We start from the raw sequence: 20,985 nt of genomic DNA on the forward strand, positions 1-20,985 counted from the left end.
ATGTTCTCGTTATTCAATTTTTGATAGCTGATAGCTGATAGCTGATAGCTGATAGCTGATAGCTGATAGCTGATAGCTGATAGCTGATAGCTGATAGCTGATAGCTGATAGCTGATAGCTGATAGCTGATAGCTGATAGCTGATAGCTGATAGCTGATAGCTCGCGGCCCGAAGCCACTCACTAGAACTTATGAGATTTAAATGGAAAACAACTCAAACAATCTAAACCAAGCAAATATGCCAATGCAAAATAACATTGCCGATGATGAAATCGATTTACGCGAACTCTTTGCGGTCATTTGGCAGGGTAAGTGGCTAATTATAGCAATTACAACTTTATTTGCTGTGGCTTCAGTTTTTTACGCCATTAATCAACCTAATATTTATAAGTCTGAAGCATTATTAGCTCCAGCAGAGCAAGAAGGTGGCGGCGGTTTGAGTGCATTGGCAGGGCAGTTTGGCGGTTTAGCGAGTTTAGCGGGTGTTAACTTAGGTGGTGGCTCAAGTAATAAAGCCCAATTAGCCATTGAGGTATTAAAGTCACGCCAATTTACCAGCGACTTTATTCAAAAGCATAACATTCTCCCAGATTTAATGGCCGCTAAAACATGGAATATGCAAACGAACACCATTGTATACGATAATGAAATATACGATGCTGAAAACAATAAATGGGTGCGTGAAGTAAAAGCCCCCTTTGCGCCTGAGCCTTCAATGCAAGAAGCGTATAAAGAATTTAGTAAAATTATCAGTGCCAACACAGATAAAGAAACCGGTATGGTTAAAATCTCAATAGAGCATGTTTCTCCTTATGTTGCACAGCAATGGGTAGATTGGTTAATTAAAGATATTAACCAAACCATGAAACAGCGTGATGTATTAGAGGCAATAAAAAGTACCGACTTTTTAACACAGCAGCTAGAGCAAACAAAAATTGCTGATATACGTGCGGTACTATACAAGCTAGTTGAAGAGCAAACTAAAACAATCATGTTTGCTAAAGTACGCGACGAATACGTATTTAAAACAATTGACGCAGCATTAGTACCAGAAGAAAAATTCAAGCCTAAACGCGCTCTAATTTGTGTGCTTGGCGTACTTTTAGGTGGAATGCTAAGTGTAATGATAGTATTGATCAGACACTATGTAGGTAACTCTAAATCCTAGAACCTATTTCTAGAAGGCCTATTGGGCACTTTTAAATAAAAGTACAAAAACAAGCAATTACAATGAGATAGTCTAAATTGACTGTCTCAATTTAGAAAAAAGTGTCTCAGTGGGTTGTAATAAAGCTGAGATACTAAATTGCAAAAATACAATTTAATGGTGAGCTTTTAATTTAATTAAACTTAGAAAGTTGATTTATAAATGCGCTTTTTATTTGAAAGTTTTCGAATTGTACATTAAATAATTTATATAAATGGAAGGTCAGTTTATGAGTCCGGAAGTTAAAGTAGTAGAAGCTGAAAAGTGCTCTTCCGTTAGTAACTTAGATGTAATGGAGCCTGTTTTTATTACGAATAGTTTTAAATCTAAATCAGAAGCGCTTAAACAAAGTGTCATTTATGTGTTTTGCCCTCCAGAAAGTGCTGAAAAAATTGGTAGTATTATTGATGACTATTCATTTGATATTGTAATTAATGATTACTCAATTAATGATTTTACTCAAAAAGTAGTATGCCATTATCAAAGTGCTCACTTAACTAAAGAACAGCGGCATTTTTTAGTGAATGCGACAGAATGCGGGGCATGGGTTGAGCCATTAGTAAGCTACCTTGATGATAGGCTCAAATATACAGAGGTACGCTTGCTGCATAGTAGTTATTTTTTGCATCAAAAAGCATTCTCTATCTTATCAAACCAGCGTACACAAATAATGAAGCGCGTGATAGATATATTTAGTGCAATTTTTCTTCTTTTGACAACATTGCCTTTATCCTTTATAGCAGCTTTGCTTATCAAAATTGAAAGTCCAGGGCCTGTTTTGTACAAGCAAAAACGTACGGGGCAATATAATAAAGAATTTAAAGTTTATAAATTTCGCTCAATGCGTAACGATGCAGAAAAAAATGGGGCTCAATGGGCATCAAAAAATGATGCGCGAGTAACTAAAATAGGTAAATTTATCCGTAAAACACGAATAGATGAAATACCTCAGCTCATTAATGTTCTACAAGGTACTATGTCTATAGTAGGTCCTAGGCCGGAGCGTGAGGTATTTATAAAAGACTTAGAGCAAGAAATACCTTATTACCGTTTTCGCCACGCAGTTAAACCAGGAGTTACTGGCTTAGCTCAAGTGAAATACCCATATGGTGCATCAGTTGAAGATGCAATATGGAAGCACAAATTTGATATATATTACATAAAACATCACTCTGTGTTATTGGACGTAAAAATATTACTTTTAACAGTTAAAACAGTTGTTTTTGGAATGGGGCGTTAAATGCAAGAATTAGTTTCTATAATAATGCCCTCATATAATGCAGAAAAGTTTATAAGGGAAAGTATTAATTCAGTACTTGAACAAACATATCAAAATTGGGAATTACTAATTACTGACGATGTTTCTAAAGATAATACCGTTTCGATAGTTAAACAATACACTAAAAATGATCCACGCATTCGCTTAGTTGAACAAAGTGATAATGGTGGCGCTGGCTTAGCTAGGAATGATTCAATTTCAAGAGCCAAAGGGAAGTACATTGCTTTTCTTGATTCAGATGATTTATGGGTACCTGAAAAGCTGCACAAGCAAATAAGCTTTATGCAAAAAAACAAAATACCGTTTTCATATACAGGTTATCAAAAGTTCACAGGCGACAAGCAGCTATTAGGGCAGGTAATTCCTCCAAGCGAAACAACATACAATGAACTGCTGAATAGTAATGTAATAGGTTGCTTAACTGCTATTTATGATTGCCAAGCGCTAGGCAAACAATATATGCCGACTATACGAAAGCGCCAAGATATGGCTTTATGGCTAAATATTCTCAAATTAACTCCTAAGGCTTATGGCATACAGGCATCACTGGCCTACTACCGAGTGGATGTAGGAATGAGCAGTAATAAAATTGAAATATTAAAATGGCAGTGGCGACTATATAGAGATGTAGAGCAGCTGAGCATTATCAAGTCTTTAAAACATTTTGTAATCTATGCCTTAAAGGGTTACCTAAAATACAAGAAGTAAGCGAACAATCATGGAAAACATACTTAAGCTAATCGGAAGAACAGAGCTTTTATTCAAAAGTGACATAGCAACTAACGAGCAGAAATTATCAGAAGTTGTGTCAAATTCAAAATTTCTTGTACTTGGTGGTGCAGGCTCAATAGGCCAAGCTGTTACAAAAGAAATTTTTAAACGGAACCCTAAAAAGCTCCATGTTGTTGATATTAGTGAAAATAACATGGTTGAATTAGTGCGTGATGTACGTAGTTCTTTTGGCTATATCGATGGCGATTTTCAAACATTTGCATTAGATATTGGCTCAGTTGAGTACGATGCATTTATTAAAGCTGATGGTCAATATGACTATGTACTAAATTTATCAGCACTTAAACATGTTCGCAGTGAAAAAGATCCATTTACGTTAATGCGTATGATCGACGTGAATGTTTTTAACACAGATAAAACAATTCAACAGTCGATAGACTGCGGTGCAAAAAAATACTTTTGTGTTTCTACAGATAAAGCAGCTAATCCCGTTAATATGATGGGTGCATCGAAACGTATTATGGAAATGTTTTTAATGCGTAAAAGCGCAGACATCTCTATTTCTACCGCGCGATTTGCAAATGTGGCCTTTTCTGATGGTTCACTTCTGCACGGTTTTAATCAGCGTATACAGAAACAACAGCCGATAGTCGCTCCTAGTGATATTAAGCGGTATTTTGTAACACCTCAAGAATCTGGTGAGTTATGCTTAATGTCGTGTATTTTTGGTGATAATAGAGATATTTTCTTTCCAAAACTAAGCGAAGCCCTGCATTTAATTACTTTCGCAGACATTGCTGTTAAATACCTAAAAGATCGCGGTTACGAACCTTTCCTATGTAAAACCGAAGATGAAGCACGTGAGCTAGTAAAAACCCTACCTGCTCAAGGAAAGTGGCCATGCCTATTCACTGAAAGTGACACCACAGGTGAAAAAGATTTCGAAGAGTTCTTTACGGATAGCGAAACATTAGACATGGAGCGCTTTGAAAACTTAGGGATCATTAAAAATGATGCGATTTTCGAACAAGCATTATTAGCCGAATTTGAAGAAACAATCACGCAAATGAAAACTAATAAAGCTTGGACAAAAGACGAAGTTGTCTCACTTTTCTTTAAAATGCTTCCTGATTTTGGACATAAGGAAACAGGCAAATATCTCGATGGTAAAATGTAATTAGGCAGAAATATCATGACTAAACAGCTTGTTTCATTTGTAAAAGAGCTCTACCAAACTAACGAGTTTATTCCTCTGCATGCGCCAACTTTTTCAGGGAATGAACAGCAATATGTTGCCGAAACTATCAGTAGTACATTTGTGTCAAGTGTTGGTAAGTTTGTAGATGACTTTGAAAAGCATATTGAAACTTACACCGGAACAGCAAAAGCTGTTGCTACTGTAAATGGTACCGCAGCATTGCATGCCGCATTGTATATGGCAGGAGTAAAAAATAACGACATCGTTATTACGCAAGCGCTTACTTTTGTTGCAACATGTAATGCATTACATCACATGGGGGCCGAACCCGCTTTTGTTGATGTATCACCAACTAGTTTGGGTTTATGCCCTAAAGCGCTAGCAACATTTTTAGAGCAACATGCAGTATTAACCGAAACTGGACCAGTGCATAAACACACTAAACAGCGCTTTCAGGCCGTCGTGCCAATGCATACATTTGGCCATCCTGTTGAGCTTGATGAGTTAGTTAGAGTATGTAATGAGTGGCAGATTGTTTTAGTAGAAGATGCAGCAGAAAGTCTCGGCTCTTTCTATAAAGGTAAGCACACAGGTACATTAGGTGACTTTGGTGCTATTAGCTTTAATGGTAATAAAATTATCACCACTGGTGGTGGTGGTATGGTTTTATGTAAAACTTTAGTGTCGGGGCAGCAAACAAAGCACATAACCACCACGGCTAAGGTTCCTCATCCGTATGAGTTTTTTCATGATGAAGCTGGTTTTAATTACCGTATGCCTAATTTAAACGCAGCCCTTGGTTGCGCGCAAATGGAAAGTCTTAGCGCGTTTATCGACAATAAACGACAACTAGCAAATTTATACCAAGATTTTTTTAAAGGAACTGATTTTCAGTTTGTAACAGAGCCCACCTATGCGAAATCGAACTATTGGTTAAACGCTATTATTTGTCCAAATCATAGTGAGCGAGAAAAGCTTCTCAAGCATACTAATGCTGATGGAGTTATGACAAGGCCAATATGGCAACTAATGCATAGATTACCTATGTTTAAAAATTCGCTACATGGAGATTTAACTCACTCTGAGTTTATTGAAGCCCATTTAGTTAATATACCAAGTAGTCCAAGAGAAAGGAGATATTAATGTTGGTTTGTATTTTAGGAACCGGTGTCATGGGTACCGGAATTGCGACCTTATTTTGTTTATCACAAGATGTGAGTCGAATATTGCTCTGGGGAAGAAGCCAAAGTAAGCTAGATACTAGTTATATTAAAATCAAAAAAGAAATTAGTAGATTTGCAAGGAAAAATAAACTTTCTCTTGATGAAGAAGAGTCGCTTCTTTCAAAAATATCATTTGAAACAGAATTTAGTCAACTTCGTGACTGCGAGTTATATATAGAAGCAGTAGCTGAAGATTTTGATGTGAAGTCGCAACTTTTTTCTGAGTTAAATGCACACATACCTGATACAGCTATAGTTGCAACAAATACTTCATCATTATCAATAACTGCCTTGGCTATGAAAGTGAGTGTTCCCGAAAACTTTATAGGAATACACTTTTTTAATCCTACATCCGTGATGTTACTAGTTGAAGTTATAAAAGGACTGGTTACTTCGAAAGAGACTCTGAATAAAGTTATTAAGTTAGTAGAAACGTTAGAAAAGAAGCCTGTGATAGTGAATGAATCTCCTGGTTTTGTTGTAAATCGAATGCTTATACCTATGATAAATGAAGCAATTGCTATTTACTCTGAAGGTGTTGCTACCAAAGTTGACATTGACAATGCAATGAAATTTGGCGCAAATCACCCGATAGGTCCACTAGCTTTATCAGATTTAATTGGAAATGATGTTTGCTTATCTATTATGGAGTCTCTTCATAAAGAAACGGGGGATCCTAAATATAGGGCACATACACTACTTCGGCAGTATGTAAGAGCTGGATTTCTAGGTAGGAAAACGAAGGTAGGTTTTTATGATTATTGAGGATGGTATAGAGTTTATTGATATAGATAATAAAAAAGAGCTTTTGGGTTATTACCCAAAGATTGCACTTCTTTTTGAAGAATCATTTAATAGACCTTTAGACAAAGAACTTTGGGATTGGGCATATTTAGATAATCCATTCGGTCAGCCTTTAGTTTCAATTGCTATGGTGGAAGGTAAAGTTGTAGGTCATTATGCACTAGTGCCGATGAATTTAGAAAATGATTCATCTGAGTTATCTGGCTATTTATCTATGACAACAATGGTTGCTGTTGACTACCGTAGACATAAACTCTTTCAGAAGTTAGCTGAAAGGGTCTATATGAAAATAGAAAAATCACTTTTACCAACAATAGTTTTTGGTTTTCCAAATGATAATTCAGCTCCCGGTTTTGTCAAAAGACTCGGTTGGAAAATTTCAGAAGATTACAAAGTTGTAAGTTTAAAGCCTGAACAATTTGAGAGTGTGGCTTCTTTTCTTGATAAGCATTTGACTGAAGATTTTTACACTTTAAATATAGATTCAGATGTAGTTAAGAACTGGCGTATATCAAAACCGAATCAAGAATGGGGTTATAAAAATGGTTTTGGCTTAAAAGAAATTGAAAATGGCTATGATCTTATGCATGTCAATTGTGCTGAATCTTTTAAAAAAAGCAAAGTAAATACTCCAGTAAATATGTTGTTAGAGATAAATAGTGAGCTTGAGCAAGAAGATATAGAAATTTCTTTCCCCTACAGATTTGGTTATAGATTATTTAACATTAATAAAGAACCAAAACTGTTCGTACAGATGTCAATGTCGGATATATTTTAATGAAAATTTTAGCACTTACTTCAATTAGGTCTGAATATGATTTAATGTCGCCTCTTTTTTTTCAATTGAAAGATGATCCTGATACTCAATTGAAATTATTAGTAGGGGGCGCGCACAATTCTCCGACGTTTGGTTACACTTGTAAAAATATTATAGATGATGGGTTTGAAATTTTGTTGGAGGTTGAAAGCTTACTTGATACAAACTCAGGTTCAGGGCGTTTGAAAAGTGCTTCATTATTATTGCTGTCATCGATCGACATTGTTAAATCCTTTTCTCCAGACCTTATTATATATGCAGGTGACCGCGAAGAAGTAATGATAGGTGCTCTGTTAGGTGGATATTTAGGGATACCTACATTACATCTATACGGAGGTGATCATGCTGCGGATGGGCATATAGATAATCCTATTCGGCATGCTGTTTCTAAACTCTCTACGTGCCACTTTGTATCTACGGAAGAGCATAAACAGAGATTGCTGCAGCTTAGAGAGCCTGAATACCGTATCTTTAATATTGGTAGCATTGCCTTAGATAAGTTTAGATTGGTAGAAACCAAAAGTAATATTATTGATGAAGTTGCTAAAAAGAAAATAAATAAGCCTGCCGCAATATTTATTTATCACCCTATAGAAAGTGAAATTACTAATTCCCATAGTATAGTAGAGAATACTATCATATCTGTAATTGAAAAGGGTTATCATTGCTTTGTAGGCCTACCTAATTCAGACCCAGGCAATAATCAAATACGAAATGTAATAAAAACACTTGCAAATAAAAATAGTAACATTACTGTTTATGGTAATTTAAGCAGAGAAGACTTTGTTAGTTTGTTCAAGTCATCATCGTTGATTATTGGTAATTCATCTGCTGGGCTTTTAGAGGCTGCAAGCGTTCCTATACCTTGTATAAATGTAGGGGAGAGGCAGTTTGGTCGTGCGTGTGGCTGTAATGTTGTATTTGTAAAAGCTCAAATATGTTCGATAAAAAATGCATTGGATACTGTATCTAGCAAAGAATTTAAAGAAAACATTAGAAAAATGGTAAATCCTTATGGAGATGGTTTTTCTGCAAATAAAGCATATTCATTGATCAAGACAATAGATTTTAAAAAGATGCTTGCTAAAAAAGAGGATCCGCTTTGTGATTAACCTTAAAACTATTTTAATAGTGGCCCCACATGCAGACGATGAAACATTAGGCTGCGGTGGAACAATATTGAGATATATAAAAGAAGGACATGAAGTCCACTGGCTACTAGTTACAGGGATGAAAGAAGAATTCGGTTTTTCAACTGAACAAATAACAATAAGAAATAAAGAAATTGATAAGGTGAACAAACTTTATGGTTTTAGTAGTCTAAATAAACTTAATTTTCCACCTGCAGCACTTGAAAAGGTAAGTAAAGGAGAGTTAATAGGTGCTATTTCGAAAGTTGTTAACGCAATAAAACCAGATGAAGTTTTTACTACTTATCGAAATGATGCGCATAGCGATCACGAGATTGTATATGATGCAGTTATGTCATGTACTAAATCTTTTCGTTACCCTTTTGTTAAAAGAGTTTTGGCATATGAGACTATTTCTGAAACAGATTTTGGCTTAAAGCCTGAAGATGGTGGCTTTAGGCCAAACACTTTTATTGATATAGGGCCTTTTCTGCAAGAAAAATTGAATATTCTTGAAGTATTTGAATCAGAAGTAGGTGAGTTTCCTTTTCCTAGAAGTCGAAAGTCTTTAGAGTCTTTAGCATTTGTTAGAGGGGCGCAATCGAATTGTAATGCAGCCGAGGCTTATTTTTTGATCAAGGAGGTAATATGAAGACATTAATCATTGCAGAAGCGGGTGTTAATCATAATGGCAGCGACGAATTAGCTTTTTCACTTATTGACGCTGCGCATCAAGCTGGAGCCGATATAGTTAAATTTCAAACCTTTAAAGCTAAAAATTTAGTAACTGAAGAAGCCGAGCAGGCAGAGTATCAAATTACTAATAGTGGTCAAAAAGAGACCCAGTATTCAATGTTAAAGCGCTTAGAATTGAGTTACGAAACACATCATAAACTAGTTAAATATTGTAATGATTTAAACATTGAGTTTTTATCTACCGCATTTGACTCAGAAAGTCTTTCATTTTTAGTTGATGATTTAGGTTTAACCCGACTTAAGCTGCCTTCCGGTGAAATTACAAACGCACCATTAGTGCTTGAGCATGCTAGAACCGGCTGTGATCTAATCGTATCAACAGGTATGGCAACACTTTCTGAAATAGAACTAGTGTTATCAGTGATTGCTTATGGTTATTTAAATCCTAAAGGTAACCCTACGGATGAAGCACTACAAACAGCATACTTTTCAGAGCAAGGTAAACAGTTACTTAAAGACAAAGTTACGCTTCTACATTGTACAACCGAATACCCAGCACCATTTAATGATATAAACTTAAATGCCATGGATACACTGAAAGATGCGTTTAAGTTAGAAGTGGGTTATTCAGATCATAGTGCTGGTATAGTAGTGCCTATTGCTGCTGTGGCTAAAAGTGCTGTGTTAATTGAAAAACATTTTACTTTAGATAAAGCTTTGCCTGGGCCAGATCACAAAGCATCGCTCAACCCAATTGAATTAAAAGAAATGGTTGATGGTATTCGTATTGTAGAAAATATATTGGGTGATGGTATTAAAGGGCCTCGGCCATCTGAAGTCAAAAACAAAGTCGTTGCGCGTAAAAGTTTAGTTGCAGCACAAGCAATTAAACAAGGAGACATATTGACTGAAAAACATATTTCAGTAAAACGACCTGGGGGCGGTATTGCACCAATTAATTTTTGGAAATTATTAGAGACCCCGGCCACTAAAGATTACTCCGTTGGTCAATTAATTGATGAAAAATAAACCTCTTGTAATGATTGGTGGCGGAGGCCATGCCGCCGCTTTGCTGGAAATCCTTTTACTACAAGGAAGAGATATTATTGCTGTTGTCGCACCCGAAATAACAGCAAGCAAGGCATTATTTAAAGATATTAAGCATTTTAAAGACGATAATTCTATCTTAGACTTTGCCCCTGATGAAGTTGAACTTGTAAACGGCATAGGTGCAATGCCTGATTCTGGACTAAGGACCAAGATCCATATAGAGTTTAAAAGCAAATCTTATGAATTTGCTACAGTTATTGCAAGCTCAGCTAATGTGTCTGTATATGCAACCATTGCACGTGGAGCGCAAGTTCTTGCAAATGCTACAATATGTATAGGAAGTGAAATTGGTTTTGGAACTATAGTAAATACTTCAGCTAGCATTGATCATGATTGTAAAATAGACACATTTTGTCACATTGCACCCGGTGTTATAATGAGCGGAAACGTTCACGTGAAAGAATCTGTTCATATTGGAACTGGTGCAAAAATTATAAATGGTATTCAAATAGGTAAAAACGCAATAATAGGTGTTGGTGCCAATATTTTAAAAACACTCCCAGACTCAGCTATCGCTTACGGAACAAGACCATGCATAAAGCTGGAAGGTAGATTATGACAATAAATTTTGAAAATATTTTGATTTCTCCAGATGTCAAAATACGAGACGCGCTAAAAGTAATAGACAAAGAAGCGATACATGCTGCTTTAGTCGTTTTAGAGTGTAATAAGTTAATTGGCTTAGTAACCGATGGAGATATCCGTCGAGGGTTAATTAACGGAATTGGACTTGATGAATCTGTGATTGAGGTAATGAATACTTCCCCAATGGTTGCTATATCTTCTATGTCTAACGAGGCATTAAAGGGAATGATGCAAAAAAAGAAAATTTTGCTTCTACCTATTCTTGATGATAATGGCCGACTTGTTAATGTAAAAACTTTACATGAAACACTTGAGGTTGAAAGGCGAGATAATCCTGTATTTTTGATGGCAGGAGGTTTTGGAAGTCGATTGCGCCCGCTTACAGACAAGTGTCCAAAGCCTATGCTTAAAGTGGGAGGGAAGCCAATGTTAGAAACGTTAATTAATCATTTTAAAAGTCATGGTTTTTATAAGTTTTATATTTCAACTCACTATTTACCAGAAGTAATCATGGATTACTTTGGTAATGGTAGTCAGTACGATGTAGAAATAACATATGTACATGAAGATTCCCCTTTAGGTACCGGTGGCGCACTTTCGTTACTCCCAAAGTCAATTCCTAAGCTACCTCTTATTATGATTAATGGAGATATCCTTACAAACGTTGACTTTAGGAAGGTTCTTGATTTTCATAATAAAAACCAATCCAGTGCTACGATGTGTGTTCGTGACTACGAGATTAAAGTACCTTTTGGAGTTATTGAAGGTGAAGGTAATGATATTTCAAAATTAGTTGAAAAACCAACTTATCGTTACTTTGTAAATGCAGGCATATATGTAATTTCAAATAAAGTAATTGAGTCTCTATCAATTAATGAGCACTTAGATATGCCAACATTATTCGAAAATTTGAAAGAAAAAAACAAGAAGATTTTGAAGTTTCCGATACATGAATACTGGTTAGATGTTGGTCGTCATGATGACTTCAATCGTGCACAAATAGATATTCATGATCTTGGGGTGCTTTAATGAACAGTAAAAAGACCATTTTAGCGATTATACCGGCTAGAGGTGGCAGTAAACGCCTTCCAGGGAAAAACATCTTACCATTAGCAGGTAAACCAATGATTAATTGGTCAATTGAGGCCGCGAAAAATATACCCTCAATATCCCGAGTAGTTGTAAGTACAGATTGTGAGGTAATCGCAAATATAGCTAGAACGGCTGGTGGAGAGGTTCCTTTTTTAAGACCTGCTAGTATATCGTCCGATAAAAGTAGTAGTTTGGATTTGGTTTACCATGCACTTGAATATTTTAAAGGTAAAGGGGAATATTTTGATTACGTACTATTACTGCAGCCGACATCGCCTTTGCGCTCATCAGATGATATAGAAGGTGCGATAAATTTATTAAATACTAAAAGTGCTGATTCAGTGATATCTGTTTGTGAATGTGAGCACTCTCCACTATGGGCAAACACATTGGATGATTCATTATCTTTAAAGAATTTCCTTCCTAAACATGTTCAAAATATACGCAGTCAAGATCTACCACAATATTATCGATTAAATGGTGCAATTTATTTAGCTAAAGTCGAGCAGTTTCTGAAAGAAGGTGTTTTTATGACAGGCAACAGCGTAGCTTATAAGATGGATAGGCATAGCTCTGTAGATATCGATACAAAATTAGACTTTATAATTGCTGAAACCATTTTGCGAGAAAAAATATATGAATAAAATACTTATTATTGGAGCTGGGCAGTTAGGAAGTAGGCATTTGCAAGGTGCTTTGCAGAGTACCTTACAACTTAGTATTACGGTTGTGGATCCATCAAGCGAATCTTTAAATGTTGCAAAAGAAAGAGCTGAACAGATCACAATAGTAAACTCAAAAAGTAAAGTACAATATATTCAAAGCCTACCAAGCAAAGAGTCTTTCGATGTATGTATTATTGCAACCTCTGCACCTGTGAGAGCAAAGGTTACAGCCAGCTTACTTGCCGAAAATAAAGTTTGTTATATTATTTTTGAAAAGGTACTGTTCCAAGCGCTGCATGAATATACAGAAGTTGCAGCATTGCTTAAAAAACATAACGTAATTTCTTGGGTTAATTGCCCTCGAAGGCTTTCCCCCTCTTACCAGCAAATCAAAGAACTGTTAAATGCCGACGAACCACTTTCTATGAAAGTTTCTGGCAGTGGCTGGGGAATGGCATGTAATAGCATTCATTTCATCGATTTGTTTTCTTATCTATGTAGTGAATCAAATTTACAAGCAACTGAGAGTAATTTAAATGCAGAGTTATTAGAAAGTAAAAGATCTGGTTTTTACGAGTTAACAGGTAAAGTAAAGTTTATGATTGGCAAGCATTCCTTAGAGCTTGAGTGTACAGCGACTGATGAAGTAGCAATACAAGTATCTGTTTTATCGAATTCTAACACGATAAAAGTTGATGAAATTGAAGGTATTATTAATGCGACAGGTACTTCATTGGAGCAAAAATTTAAGCACGAGGTGAAGTATCAAAGTGAGTTAACGGGTTTAAATATTGATGAGATACTAAATACCGAGACTTCATCATTAACGCCTTTTAAAGAGTCATGTCAACTACATACCCCTATGATTGAACTATATCTTAGACATATAAATAACGTGCTAAATAAAAGCTTATTAGCGTGTCCAATAACATAAAAGGATAACAAAATGATTTGGTTAGTTGGCTCAGGCCCTATGTCTATTGAGTATGCAAAAGTTTTAGATGCTCAAAATCGCGATTATCTCGTTATTGGCCGTGGTAAAGTATCTGCAGAAGAGTTTACCAACAAAACAGGTAAAGAGGTTATTCAAGGCGGACTTGAAGGGTTTTTAGAAACAGCCCCTGCATGCCCTGAAGCTGCAATAGTTAGTGTAGGTGTTGCGCAGTTATATGCAACTACTAAAAAGCTAATGCAACACGGCATAAAACACATATTAGTTGAGAAGCCAGGCGGAGTAACATCAGAAGAGCTAAACTCTTTACATGAGCAGAGTATTAAAGTTGCTTGCGATGTCTTTATTGCTTACAACAGGCGATTTTTTGCTTCAGTTATAGCGTTAAAAGAAAGATTGAAAAGTGAAGGCGGTGTAACATCGTTTAACTTTGAGCTAACAGAGTGGGCACATGTTATTGAAAAATTAGATAAGCCCAAAGATGTATTTAGTAAATGGTTTTTAGCTAATTCTACCCATGTAGCTGATCTTGGTTTTTATTTAGGAGGACAACCTAAGGAAATGGCTAGCTTTGTTTCTGGTGGGTTAAATTGGCACCCTGCATCTTCAGTCTTTTCTGGGGCTGGTATTAGTGAAACCGGAGCATTGTTTAACTATGCTGCTAACTGGGAGTCGGCCGGTCGTTGGAGCGTTGAGGTGTTTACTAATAAAAATAGGTATATATTAAAGCCAATGGAATCGTTATTAGTACAAAAAAGAGGAACGATACCTCAGCTAAGTGTCGAAATAGATGACTCATTAGATAAAGAGTTTAAACCTGGGTTATACCAACAGCTATGTGCATTTTTACAAGGGGATATAACAAATCTTTGCTCATTAGATGAGCAGCGTAAAATGTGTAGTATTTATAATAAAATGGCAGGTTATGAGTAAGTATCAAGAGTGTGGGTTAAATGTTTTTTATGTGGAGTCTCCTGGGCAGTTAATAAATGCCATGGAGGCAATATATAAGTTTCAAAATAAATGGAAGTTACTCATCCGCTTGAATGGTGATTTAGTAAATGATAAGCAAATAGAAAAAGTACTTAGTTTTTATATGGGCAAAAGTGAACAAGTATTTACAAGTGGAGAAGTTTTAAGAGTTTACTCATTCATTGGGTTTATAACTACTTTTTTGAGTATTTTATTATTTAATAGGCCAGCTAAAAAATATGTTGGTTGTCATAAAAGTAGGTTTTTAAAACCTTTCCATTTACTAAGAGTTTCAATGACTTTAATGGATGATGGAATTGCTACATTAGCTTATTTAAATAGGCTTGAAAATGAAAAAAAAGGATTTATTCAGCGAGTGTTTTCCACTCTTAACACTATGGATTTATTTACTGCACTAGATTTATCTAAATTTGATGTGGGAAATGTAACTGTCGAAAAACATAATTTTAGCTTTTTAAAAAGTTTAATGACAGCCAATAATGACTCATCAAAGATCTATTTTTTTGGTGCTAAGTACATAGAGGTAAAGATACTTAGTGAAAAATCATACGAAAAATTATTAACTCAAATTATAAATGTTTATAGAGGAAAAGACGTATACTACCTCCCTCACAGGGGGGAAGAGCGAGCTAGGTTAAACAGGTATAAATCAATTGGCTTTAAAGTTTATGAGCCTGATTTTCCGTCTGAGTTAGAGCTCGTATTAACTGAAAGCAAACCGACTGTCGTGGCCGGTTTTTTTACAGCTTCGTTATTTACTACTAGTGTAATTTCACCAACTACGCAAGTTACGTCGTTTAAAATACCTAACTCTCTAATTAATACCACATCACTAAATTATATTTATGACCACTTTTCGTCATTTTCTAATATCTATGAATTAGAACCGTGAAATGAAAAAGCTTTTTACATTAAGTTTAATTACACTAGTATCATCTAGTGTTGCATTCTTATTTTTACCTTATATTTCTGCAAGCCTTTCAATGGTATCTTTTGCTGATTATTCTTTTTTGTACTCTTTGAGTGCAGTTTTGTCAGGCGTTTATATATTTGGTACAACAGCTAGTTACTCATTGGCTGCGGCTGAAGAAAATGATGTGTATGCATCTGATTCTTTGCAAATGTTCTTCAGCGTAAATGTGCTCTTAAGTGTGATTGCTTTTATTGTCACGCTAGTTGCGATAATAAGTTTTAACATTTCTTGGGCTCTGTTAGCCCTGCCCATATTAATTTCAGGTAGAAGTATTTTTCAGGTTACATCACATTATTTTAGAGTTCATAAGAACACCTCTAAATTTGCTTATTATCAAATAATCACCTTAACAGCATCTTTTTTAGTACCTTTATTGTGCAGTGAGCTGATCGATGGATTCTCTGGAGTAGACTTTATTGCGGTAATGGCAGTTATATTATTGATAGCTGCGTGTGTTGGTCTTGGGATTTTATATAATGCTGGTCTTTTGAGGTTTGCCTTAATAAACCCTATAAAAGTTACATTTTTTAGGTTTGGTTTGTTTGCAGCACTACATTCATTAGCGGCAGCCCTAATAACCATTATGGATAGGTTTATCTTAATTGGGGTTATAGACAAAAATACATTCGCGCTTTATGCTCTTGCAGCAACTCTAGCATCAGCACTAAGCTTATTTTTTACTATAGTAAATCAAAATATAGCGCCCGACTTCTATGCAAAAATGAAGGTAACGGGCGATAAAATGAAAGTGTTTTATCAATACCTTTTAGTATACTTTGCCATTCTAGTTATTGCTTTTGGTTTATATCAGGGGTTGATTAGCTATGTTGTAGATGTGTTTTTTCCTAAGGAATATGCAGGGGCTGTCAAGTTTGCGAGAATACTAGCATTCGCTTCACTTATTCAAGGAGCGTACTTTTTTGGAGCGTCAGTATTAATGTATTTTAATTTATCTGAAAAGCTCTTTAAAATTACGATTATTCTTGGTGGTATTAGTATTGTTTTTGGCATTAGTGCCTATAACTTTTTTGGTATATCTGGCGTGATATATAATTGTATTTTAATTTGGTTTTTATATACTTTAAGTGCCTATTTTGTAGGTTACAGAGAGCTAAAACGTGTAGTTAATTCGGAAATAGTATGTTCATAATAAAAAGTTTACTGAGGTTTTTTTATCAACTTATAGCGAGAGCGAGAATAGGTTCGTATAAAGAAGCGCCTAGAGTAAACGGCTTCACCCTGTTGACAAAAAAAACGCATTTAGGGGCTAATGTTAACTTTAATGGCTTTAGGGTTTATGGTAATGGAAGCGTGACGATTGGCGACAACTTTCACAGTGGTTCGGGTTGTTTTATTATCACTCAAGTTCATAACTACCAAGGTAAACGTATTCCTTACGACAATACCTATTCATATAAAACAGTAACGATACAAGATAACGTATGGTTTGGGATGAACGTATCGGTACTTTCAAATTGTGTAATAGGAGAGGGGGCTATAATTCAGGCAGGCTCGGTAATTGTGAGTGATATTCCTAAATATGCAATAGCAGGGGGGAACCCTTGTCGAGTTTTTTCATCTAGAGATGTAGAGCATTACCAGCGATTAAAGGCGCAAGGGAAGTTCCACTAAATGGTAAGAGGTAAATTACTTAACAAGATATTTTTTATCTTTTTTGTGTCTTTCTTCTTCCAGCAATTTTGGTTAGTAAATATAGGCACGCCATTAAAGCCATATATGTTGCTGGTGATTTTAATCTCACCAGTATTATTTTTTATCCCCAAAATTAAAGTTTATTCACCAAACCTACTTGTATTACCCTTTTTATTTTTTTTATACATGCTTTTTAGTTTTTACCAAGCAAAAAATTTTAATTTAGTAATAGTTAGATTTATCGGAATTGCACTATTAATTATTGCTTACTTAATTTTAGTTATTTCATCTAAGCACATCACATTAGAATCGTTTTATACTTTTATTAAAAAATTCTCTTATGCGTATTTAGGTTTTAGCCTAGTTTACTACTGTATGGGGCTTGCTGGGTTGTTGCTATTTGGCATGGAACTAGATGGCGATAGAAAACTATTTGGCTTATACATGGAAGGAGTACTTCCTAGGCTAAGAGGTGGAGCAGATAGCCCTAATAACTTTGTGCTATTACTGTTACTTTTGAATGTGGGCTATTTAGTTAGCGCAAGTATGCTTAATAAAAAAATAAGTTCAATTATTATGCTATGTTCAGCCTTATGCTTACTATTAACAATTTCAGTAACTGGCTATGCAGCTTATACATTACTTGTAGCTATTCTTAGTTTAAGAAAAGTTAAATATTTACTGAGTTTAATTATTTTCTTCTCTGTAGCTATGGCGCTACTTGCCACTGCCTATTTTCAATTGGAGTGGTTTCAGAAAATAATTAATGCGAGAGTCGATAGGGTTAGCAGTGGTAGTGGTCGCTCGGACCTTTTTGCATATATACTTCATTTAATTAGTGAGCAGCCATTTTTTGGATTTGGCTTAGCACAAGTACGTGAGTATTTAGTGGGTTTCCATGGTCGAGATTTGCAAAGCTCGCATAACTCCTTTTTAGAAGTGTTTTTTGAAGGGGGCGTGCTTGCAGTGCTGCTGTTTATATTATGCTGGATTATGCTGGTGTTAAAAGTTGCTGTTAGTAAAATGCCTACTTATATAAAATTAATCTTATTAAGCCATATAGGCGGTTTGCTTCTTATTTCAATGGCTAACATGATGGTTTATGTTGAGTTAATGATTCTGAATTTGTTCGCGCTGGTATTTTATAGCCGACTGGCTGAAGTGTATGTTAATAAAAAGTAACGATGCGCTATTACCGGTAACTATTCTTAAATGTTAAACAAGCGCTGCACGAAAGCACTTATTTGGTCGATTAATTTCTTTATTGGCAAATGGATGTAGGTAAAAACTGGGAGAATGACATTCAAACTTTGCTCTTTTTTTACTTATTACTACATGGGGCAATTTAGGTGGATAACAAGGAGCAGTTATCGAGCCCTCTAGATTTATAAATATCGCTTTGTGATAGAATATTAGGCAAATTTAATCTTGAGAAGGGTAACAGGCCTCGGCAGGAATGGTTTGAAATTTTCGTTGTACGGCATATAAGTGGTGTGGCGAATAATAGCGAACCGCTAGGCGAAGGTAAGCAACATGTATTTAGTTAAATTAATAAGGTATAAATAATGAAAATTGCAATTGTAGGCACAGGGTATGTTGGCCTGTCTAACGCTATGTTATTAGCGCAACACAATGAAGTGGTTGCTCTGGATATTGACGAGCAAAAAATAGCGTTATTAAATAATAAACAGTCGCCTATTGTTGATACCGAAATTAGTGAATTTTTAGCGCGTAATGATTTAAATTTTACAGCCACAACAAATAAAGCGGCGGCTTACGCTAATGCCGACTTTGTGATTATTGCAACGCCAACAGATTACGATGCAGAAACAAACTTTTTTAATACCAGCTCGGTTGAAGCGGTTATAAAAGAAGCAATAGTACATAACCCAAATGCAGTTTTAGTGATAAAGTCGACGATCCCGGTAGGGTTTACCTTGCGTATTAAAGATGAGTTAGGCATTAGCAACTTATTATTTTCGCCTGAATTTTTACGTGAAGGTAAAGCACTTTACGATAATTTATATCCATCGCGTATTGTAGTGGGTGAACAAAGTGAGCGCGCCGAAGTGTTTGCTAACTTACTTAAGCAAGGTGCGGTAAAGCAAGGCATTGAGGTGCTATTTACCGACTCCACAGAAGCTGAGGCAATTAAATTATTCTCAAACACCTACTTAGCAATGCGTGTAGCTTACTTTAATGAGCTAGATAGTTATGCTGAAACACATGGTTTAAATAGCAAGCAAATTATACAAGGTGTTAGTTTAGACCCTCGTATAGGTAGCCACTATAATAATCCTTCGTTTGGCTATGGCGGATACTGCCTACCAAAAGACACGAAACAGCTCCGTGCCAACTATGCTGATGTACCTAATAATATTATTGGTGCAATTGTTGATGCTAATACCACGCGTAAAGACTTCATTGCAGCCTCTATTCTAAAACGCAACCCTAAAGTTGTGGGCATATACCGATTAGTGATGAAGTCTGGATCTGATAACTTTAGAGCCTCATCTATTCAAGGCATAATGAAGCGTATAAAAGCTAAAGGGATTGAAGTTGTAGTTTATGAACCCGTACTTGAGGAGAGTGAGTTTTATCATTCACGTGTAATTAAAAACTTAAATGAGTTTAAACAAATTTCAGATGTAGTTGTATCAAACCGTATGGTTGAAGAGCTTAGTGATATTGCAGATAAAGTATATACACGCGACTTATTCGGCAGTGATTGATAAATATTTAAGGCTTAGGGTATCGGGTAAAGGCTAGATGAATATGAGCAAGCATTAGAGCCTAGAGCATTCAAAACACCGAGTTCAATCTGAACTCGGTGTTTTTTGTTTGTGTAGAGAGTACTTTATATTACACAGCACTTTAAAAAAGATTAAAAATATTCAGCTTAGATATATTGCTTAGCTGTTAATTTGTAAAAACACTTGACGAATAAACTAAAGGACTATCTGTGAAAGCTGTTATCCCTGTTGCCGGTTTAGGCACGCGTATGTTACCTATGACCAAAGCCATTCCTAAAGAAATGCTACCATTGGTTGATAAACCATTAATACAATACATAGTAAATGAGTGTGTTGCTGCGGGCATAAAAGAAATTGTATTAGTAACGCATAGCTCTAAAAATGCGATTGAAAACCATTTTGATACCAGCTTTGAGCTTGAAGCTACGCTTGAGAAGCGTGTTAAGCGTGTTTTACTTGATGAAGTACGATCTATTTGCCCAGCAGATGTTACTATTATGCATGTTCGCCAAGGTGAAGCTAAAGGTTTAGGCCATGCTGTATTGTGTGCAAAGCCCATTGTGGGCGACGATGATTTTATTGTTTTATTGCCTGATGTAATACTAGATGCATATACGGCAGACCAAAAGACAGAGAATCTTGCAGCGATGTTAAAGCGCTTTAGCGAGACACGTGCAAGCCAAATTATGTTGGAGCCTGTAGCGCAAGAAGATGTAAGTAAATATGGTATTGCTGATATCGATGGTGTGCAGCTCACTCCTGGCAATAGTGCAGCTATTAAAACCATGGTTGAAAAACCGGATGCAGACAAAGCCCCCTCTAACCTAGCGGTGGTAGGGCGCTACGTACTGAGTAAAACTATTTGGCCACTACTTGCTAAAACACCGGTTGGCGCAGGCGGCGAAATACAGTTAACTGATTCAATTGATGAGCTAATGAAACAAGAAACGGTGGAAGCCTTTCATATGAGTGGTCGCTCGCACGACTGTGGCGATAAGCTAGGTTACTTAAAAGCGATTGTTGAGTACGGTATGCGCGATGAAAGTTTAGGTGATGAGTTTACTGAACATTTAAAATCGCTTGTAAATTAGGATTGGCTGTAAAAAAATAATTGCAGTCATTCT

Annotated in this window: 21 protein-coding genes; all 21 read left to right on the plus strand. The window is 35.8% G+C overall.

Annotated features, from left to right (window positions below; translation table 11 throughout):
* Positions 1-201 precede the first annotated feature (201 nt).
* The 21 genes from P20311_RS13875 (at position 202) to galU (ending at position 20,952) form a co-directional block, all read left to right on the plus strand.
* Positions 202-1,167: a Wzz/FepE/Etk N-terminal domain-containing protein gene (locus P20311_RS13875; protein ID WP_008113945.1), complete on the plus strand. Its 966-nt coding sequence runs from the start codon at positions 202-204 to the stop codon at positions 1,165-1,167.
* A 268-nt stretch (positions 1,168-1,435) separates the two neighbouring features.
* Positions 1,436-2,446 carry an exopolysaccharide biosynthesis polyprenyl glycosylphosphotransferase gene (locus P20311_RS13880; RefSeq protein WP_008113947.1) on the plus strand — a complete coding sequence of 337 codons (1,011 nt, stop codon included), beginning with the start codon at positions 1,436-1,438 and terminating at the stop codon, positions 2,444-2,446.
* Positions 2,447-3,193, plus strand: a complete 747-nt coding sequence (locus tag P20311_RS13885) for a glycosyltransferase family 2 protein (RefSeq protein ID WP_008113949.1) — start codon at positions 2,447-2,449, stop codon at positions 3,191-3,193.
* 10 nt (positions 3,194-3,203) lie between these two features.
* The gene (locus P20311_RS13890; protein ID WP_008113950.1) at positions 3,204-4,394 is read left to right on the plus strand and encodes a UDP-N-acetylglucosamine 4,6-dehydratase; all 1,191 of its coding nucleotides are present in this window, start codon (positions 3,204-3,206) and stop codon (positions 4,392-4,394) included.
* A gap of 15 nt (positions 4,395-4,409) precedes the next feature.
* Entirely contained in the window at positions 4,410-5,558 is a 1,149-nt protein-coding gene (locus P20311_RS13895; protein WP_008113952.1) for a LegC family aminotransferase, read from the plus strand.
* Positions 5,558-6,403 carry a 3-hydroxyacyl-CoA dehydrogenase family protein gene (locus P20311_RS13900; RefSeq protein WP_008113954.1) on the plus strand — a complete coding sequence of 282 codons (846 nt, stop codon included), beginning with the start codon at positions 5,558-5,560 and terminating at the stop codon, positions 6,401-6,403. Before P20311_RS13895 ends, P20311_RS13900 begins: the two co-directional genes overlap by 1 nt.
* A complete protein-coding gene (locus P20311_RS13905) occupies positions 6,393-7,220 on the plus strand; it encodes a GNAT family N-acetyltransferase (RefSeq protein WP_008113955.1) in 828 nt (275 codons plus the stop codon). The genes P20311_RS13900 and P20311_RS13905 overlap by 11 nt, the downstream gene beginning before the upstream one ends.
* Positions 7,220-8,371, plus strand: coding sequence for a UDP-N-acetylglucosamine 2-epimerase (gene neuC / locus P20311_RS13910; protein ID WP_008113958.1), 1,152 nt, complete (start codon positions 7,220-7,222; stop codon positions 8,369-8,371). Before P20311_RS13905 ends, neuC begins: the two co-directional genes overlap by 1 nt.
* Entirely contained in the window at positions 8,364-9,041 is a 678-nt protein-coding gene (locus tag P20311_RS13915; RefSeq protein ID WP_008113959.1) for a PIG-L deacetylase family protein, read from the plus strand. Before neuC ends, P20311_RS13915 begins: the two co-directional genes overlap by 8 nt.
* Entirely contained in the window at positions 9,038-10,114 is a 1,077-nt protein-coding gene (gene neuB, locus P20311_RS13920) for an N-acetylneuraminate synthase (RefSeq protein WP_008113960.1), read from the plus strand. Before P20311_RS13915 ends, neuB begins: the two co-directional genes overlap by 4 nt.
* The gene (locus P20311_RS13925) at positions 10,104-10,754 is read left to right on the plus strand and encodes a NeuD/PglB/VioB family sugar acetyltransferase (protein WP_036985219.1); all 651 of its coding nucleotides are present in this window, start codon (positions 10,104-10,106) and stop codon (positions 10,752-10,754) included. Before neuB ends, P20311_RS13925 begins: the two co-directional genes overlap by 11 nt.
* Positions 10,751-11,809 carry a nucleotidyltransferase family protein gene (locus tag P20311_RS13930; RefSeq protein ID WP_008113963.1) on the plus strand — a complete coding sequence of 353 codons (1,059 nt, stop codon included), beginning with the start codon at positions 10,751-10,753 and terminating at the stop codon, positions 11,807-11,809. The genes P20311_RS13925 and P20311_RS13930 overlap by 4 nt, the downstream gene beginning before the upstream one ends.
* Positions 11,809-12,516 carry a cytidylyltransferase domain-containing protein gene (locus P20311_RS13935; protein ID WP_008113965.1) on the plus strand — a complete coding sequence of 236 codons (708 nt, stop codon included), beginning with the start codon at positions 11,809-11,811 and terminating at the stop codon, positions 12,514-12,516. The genes P20311_RS13930 and P20311_RS13935 overlap by 1 nt, the downstream gene beginning before the upstream one ends.
* Positions 12,509-13,471 carry a Gfo/Idh/MocA family oxidoreductase gene (locus P20311_RS13940; RefSeq protein ID WP_036985221.1) on the plus strand — a complete coding sequence of 321 codons (963 nt, stop codon included), beginning with the start codon at positions 12,509-12,511 and terminating at the stop codon, positions 13,469-13,471. The genes P20311_RS13935 and P20311_RS13940 overlap by 8 nt, the downstream gene beginning before the upstream one ends.
* A 12-nt stretch (positions 13,472-13,483) precedes the next feature.
* Positions 13,484-14,422: a Gfo/Idh/MocA family oxidoreductase gene (locus P20311_RS13945; protein WP_008113970.1), complete on the plus strand. Its 939-nt coding sequence runs from the start codon at positions 13,484-13,486 to the stop codon at positions 14,420-14,422.
* Positions 14,415-15,374, plus strand: coding sequence for a hypothetical protein (locus P20311_RS13950; protein WP_008113973.1), 960 nt, complete (start codon positions 14,415-14,417; stop codon positions 15,372-15,374). Before P20311_RS13945 ends, P20311_RS13950 begins: the two co-directional genes overlap by 8 nt.
* Before the next feature lies 1 nt (position 15,375).
* Entirely contained in the window at positions 15,376-16,605 is a 1,230-nt protein-coding gene (locus tag P20311_RS13955) for a lipopolysaccharide biosynthesis protein (RefSeq protein WP_008113975.1), read from the plus strand.
* Between the two features lie 92 nt (positions 16,606-16,697).
* Positions 16,698-17,087 (plus strand): acyltransferase, encoded by a 390-nt coding sequence (locus P20311_RS13960; protein ID WP_008113977.1) that lies wholly within the window; start codon positions 16,698-16,700, stop codon positions 17,085-17,087.
* Entirely contained in the window at positions 17,088-18,290 is a 1,203-nt protein-coding gene (locus P20311_RS13965) for an O-antigen ligase (RefSeq protein WP_008113979.1), read from the plus strand. It begins immediately after the preceding gene.
* A 383-nt stretch (positions 18,291-18,673) separates the two neighbouring features.
* The gene (locus tag P20311_RS13970) at positions 18,674-19,840 is read left to right on the plus strand and encodes a nucleotide sugar dehydrogenase (RefSeq protein WP_008113982.1); all 1,167 of its coding nucleotides are present in this window, start codon (positions 18,674-18,676) and stop codon (positions 19,838-19,840) included.
* 230 nt (positions 19,841-20,070) lie between these two features.
* Positions 20,071-20,952, plus strand: a complete 882-nt coding sequence (galU, locus tag P20311_RS13975; RefSeq protein WP_008113984.1) for a UTP--glucose-1-phosphate uridylyltransferase GalU — start codon at positions 20,071-20,073, stop codon at positions 20,950-20,952.
* The last annotated feature ends 33 nt before the right edge of the window (positions 20,953-20,985 follow it).

Origin of the sequence: Pseudoalteromonas sp. BSi20311 (assembly GCF_000239875.1) — a bacterium.
Classification (GTDB): Bacteria; Pseudomonadota; Gammaproteobacteria; order Enterobacterales; family Alteromonadaceae; genus Pseudoalteromonas.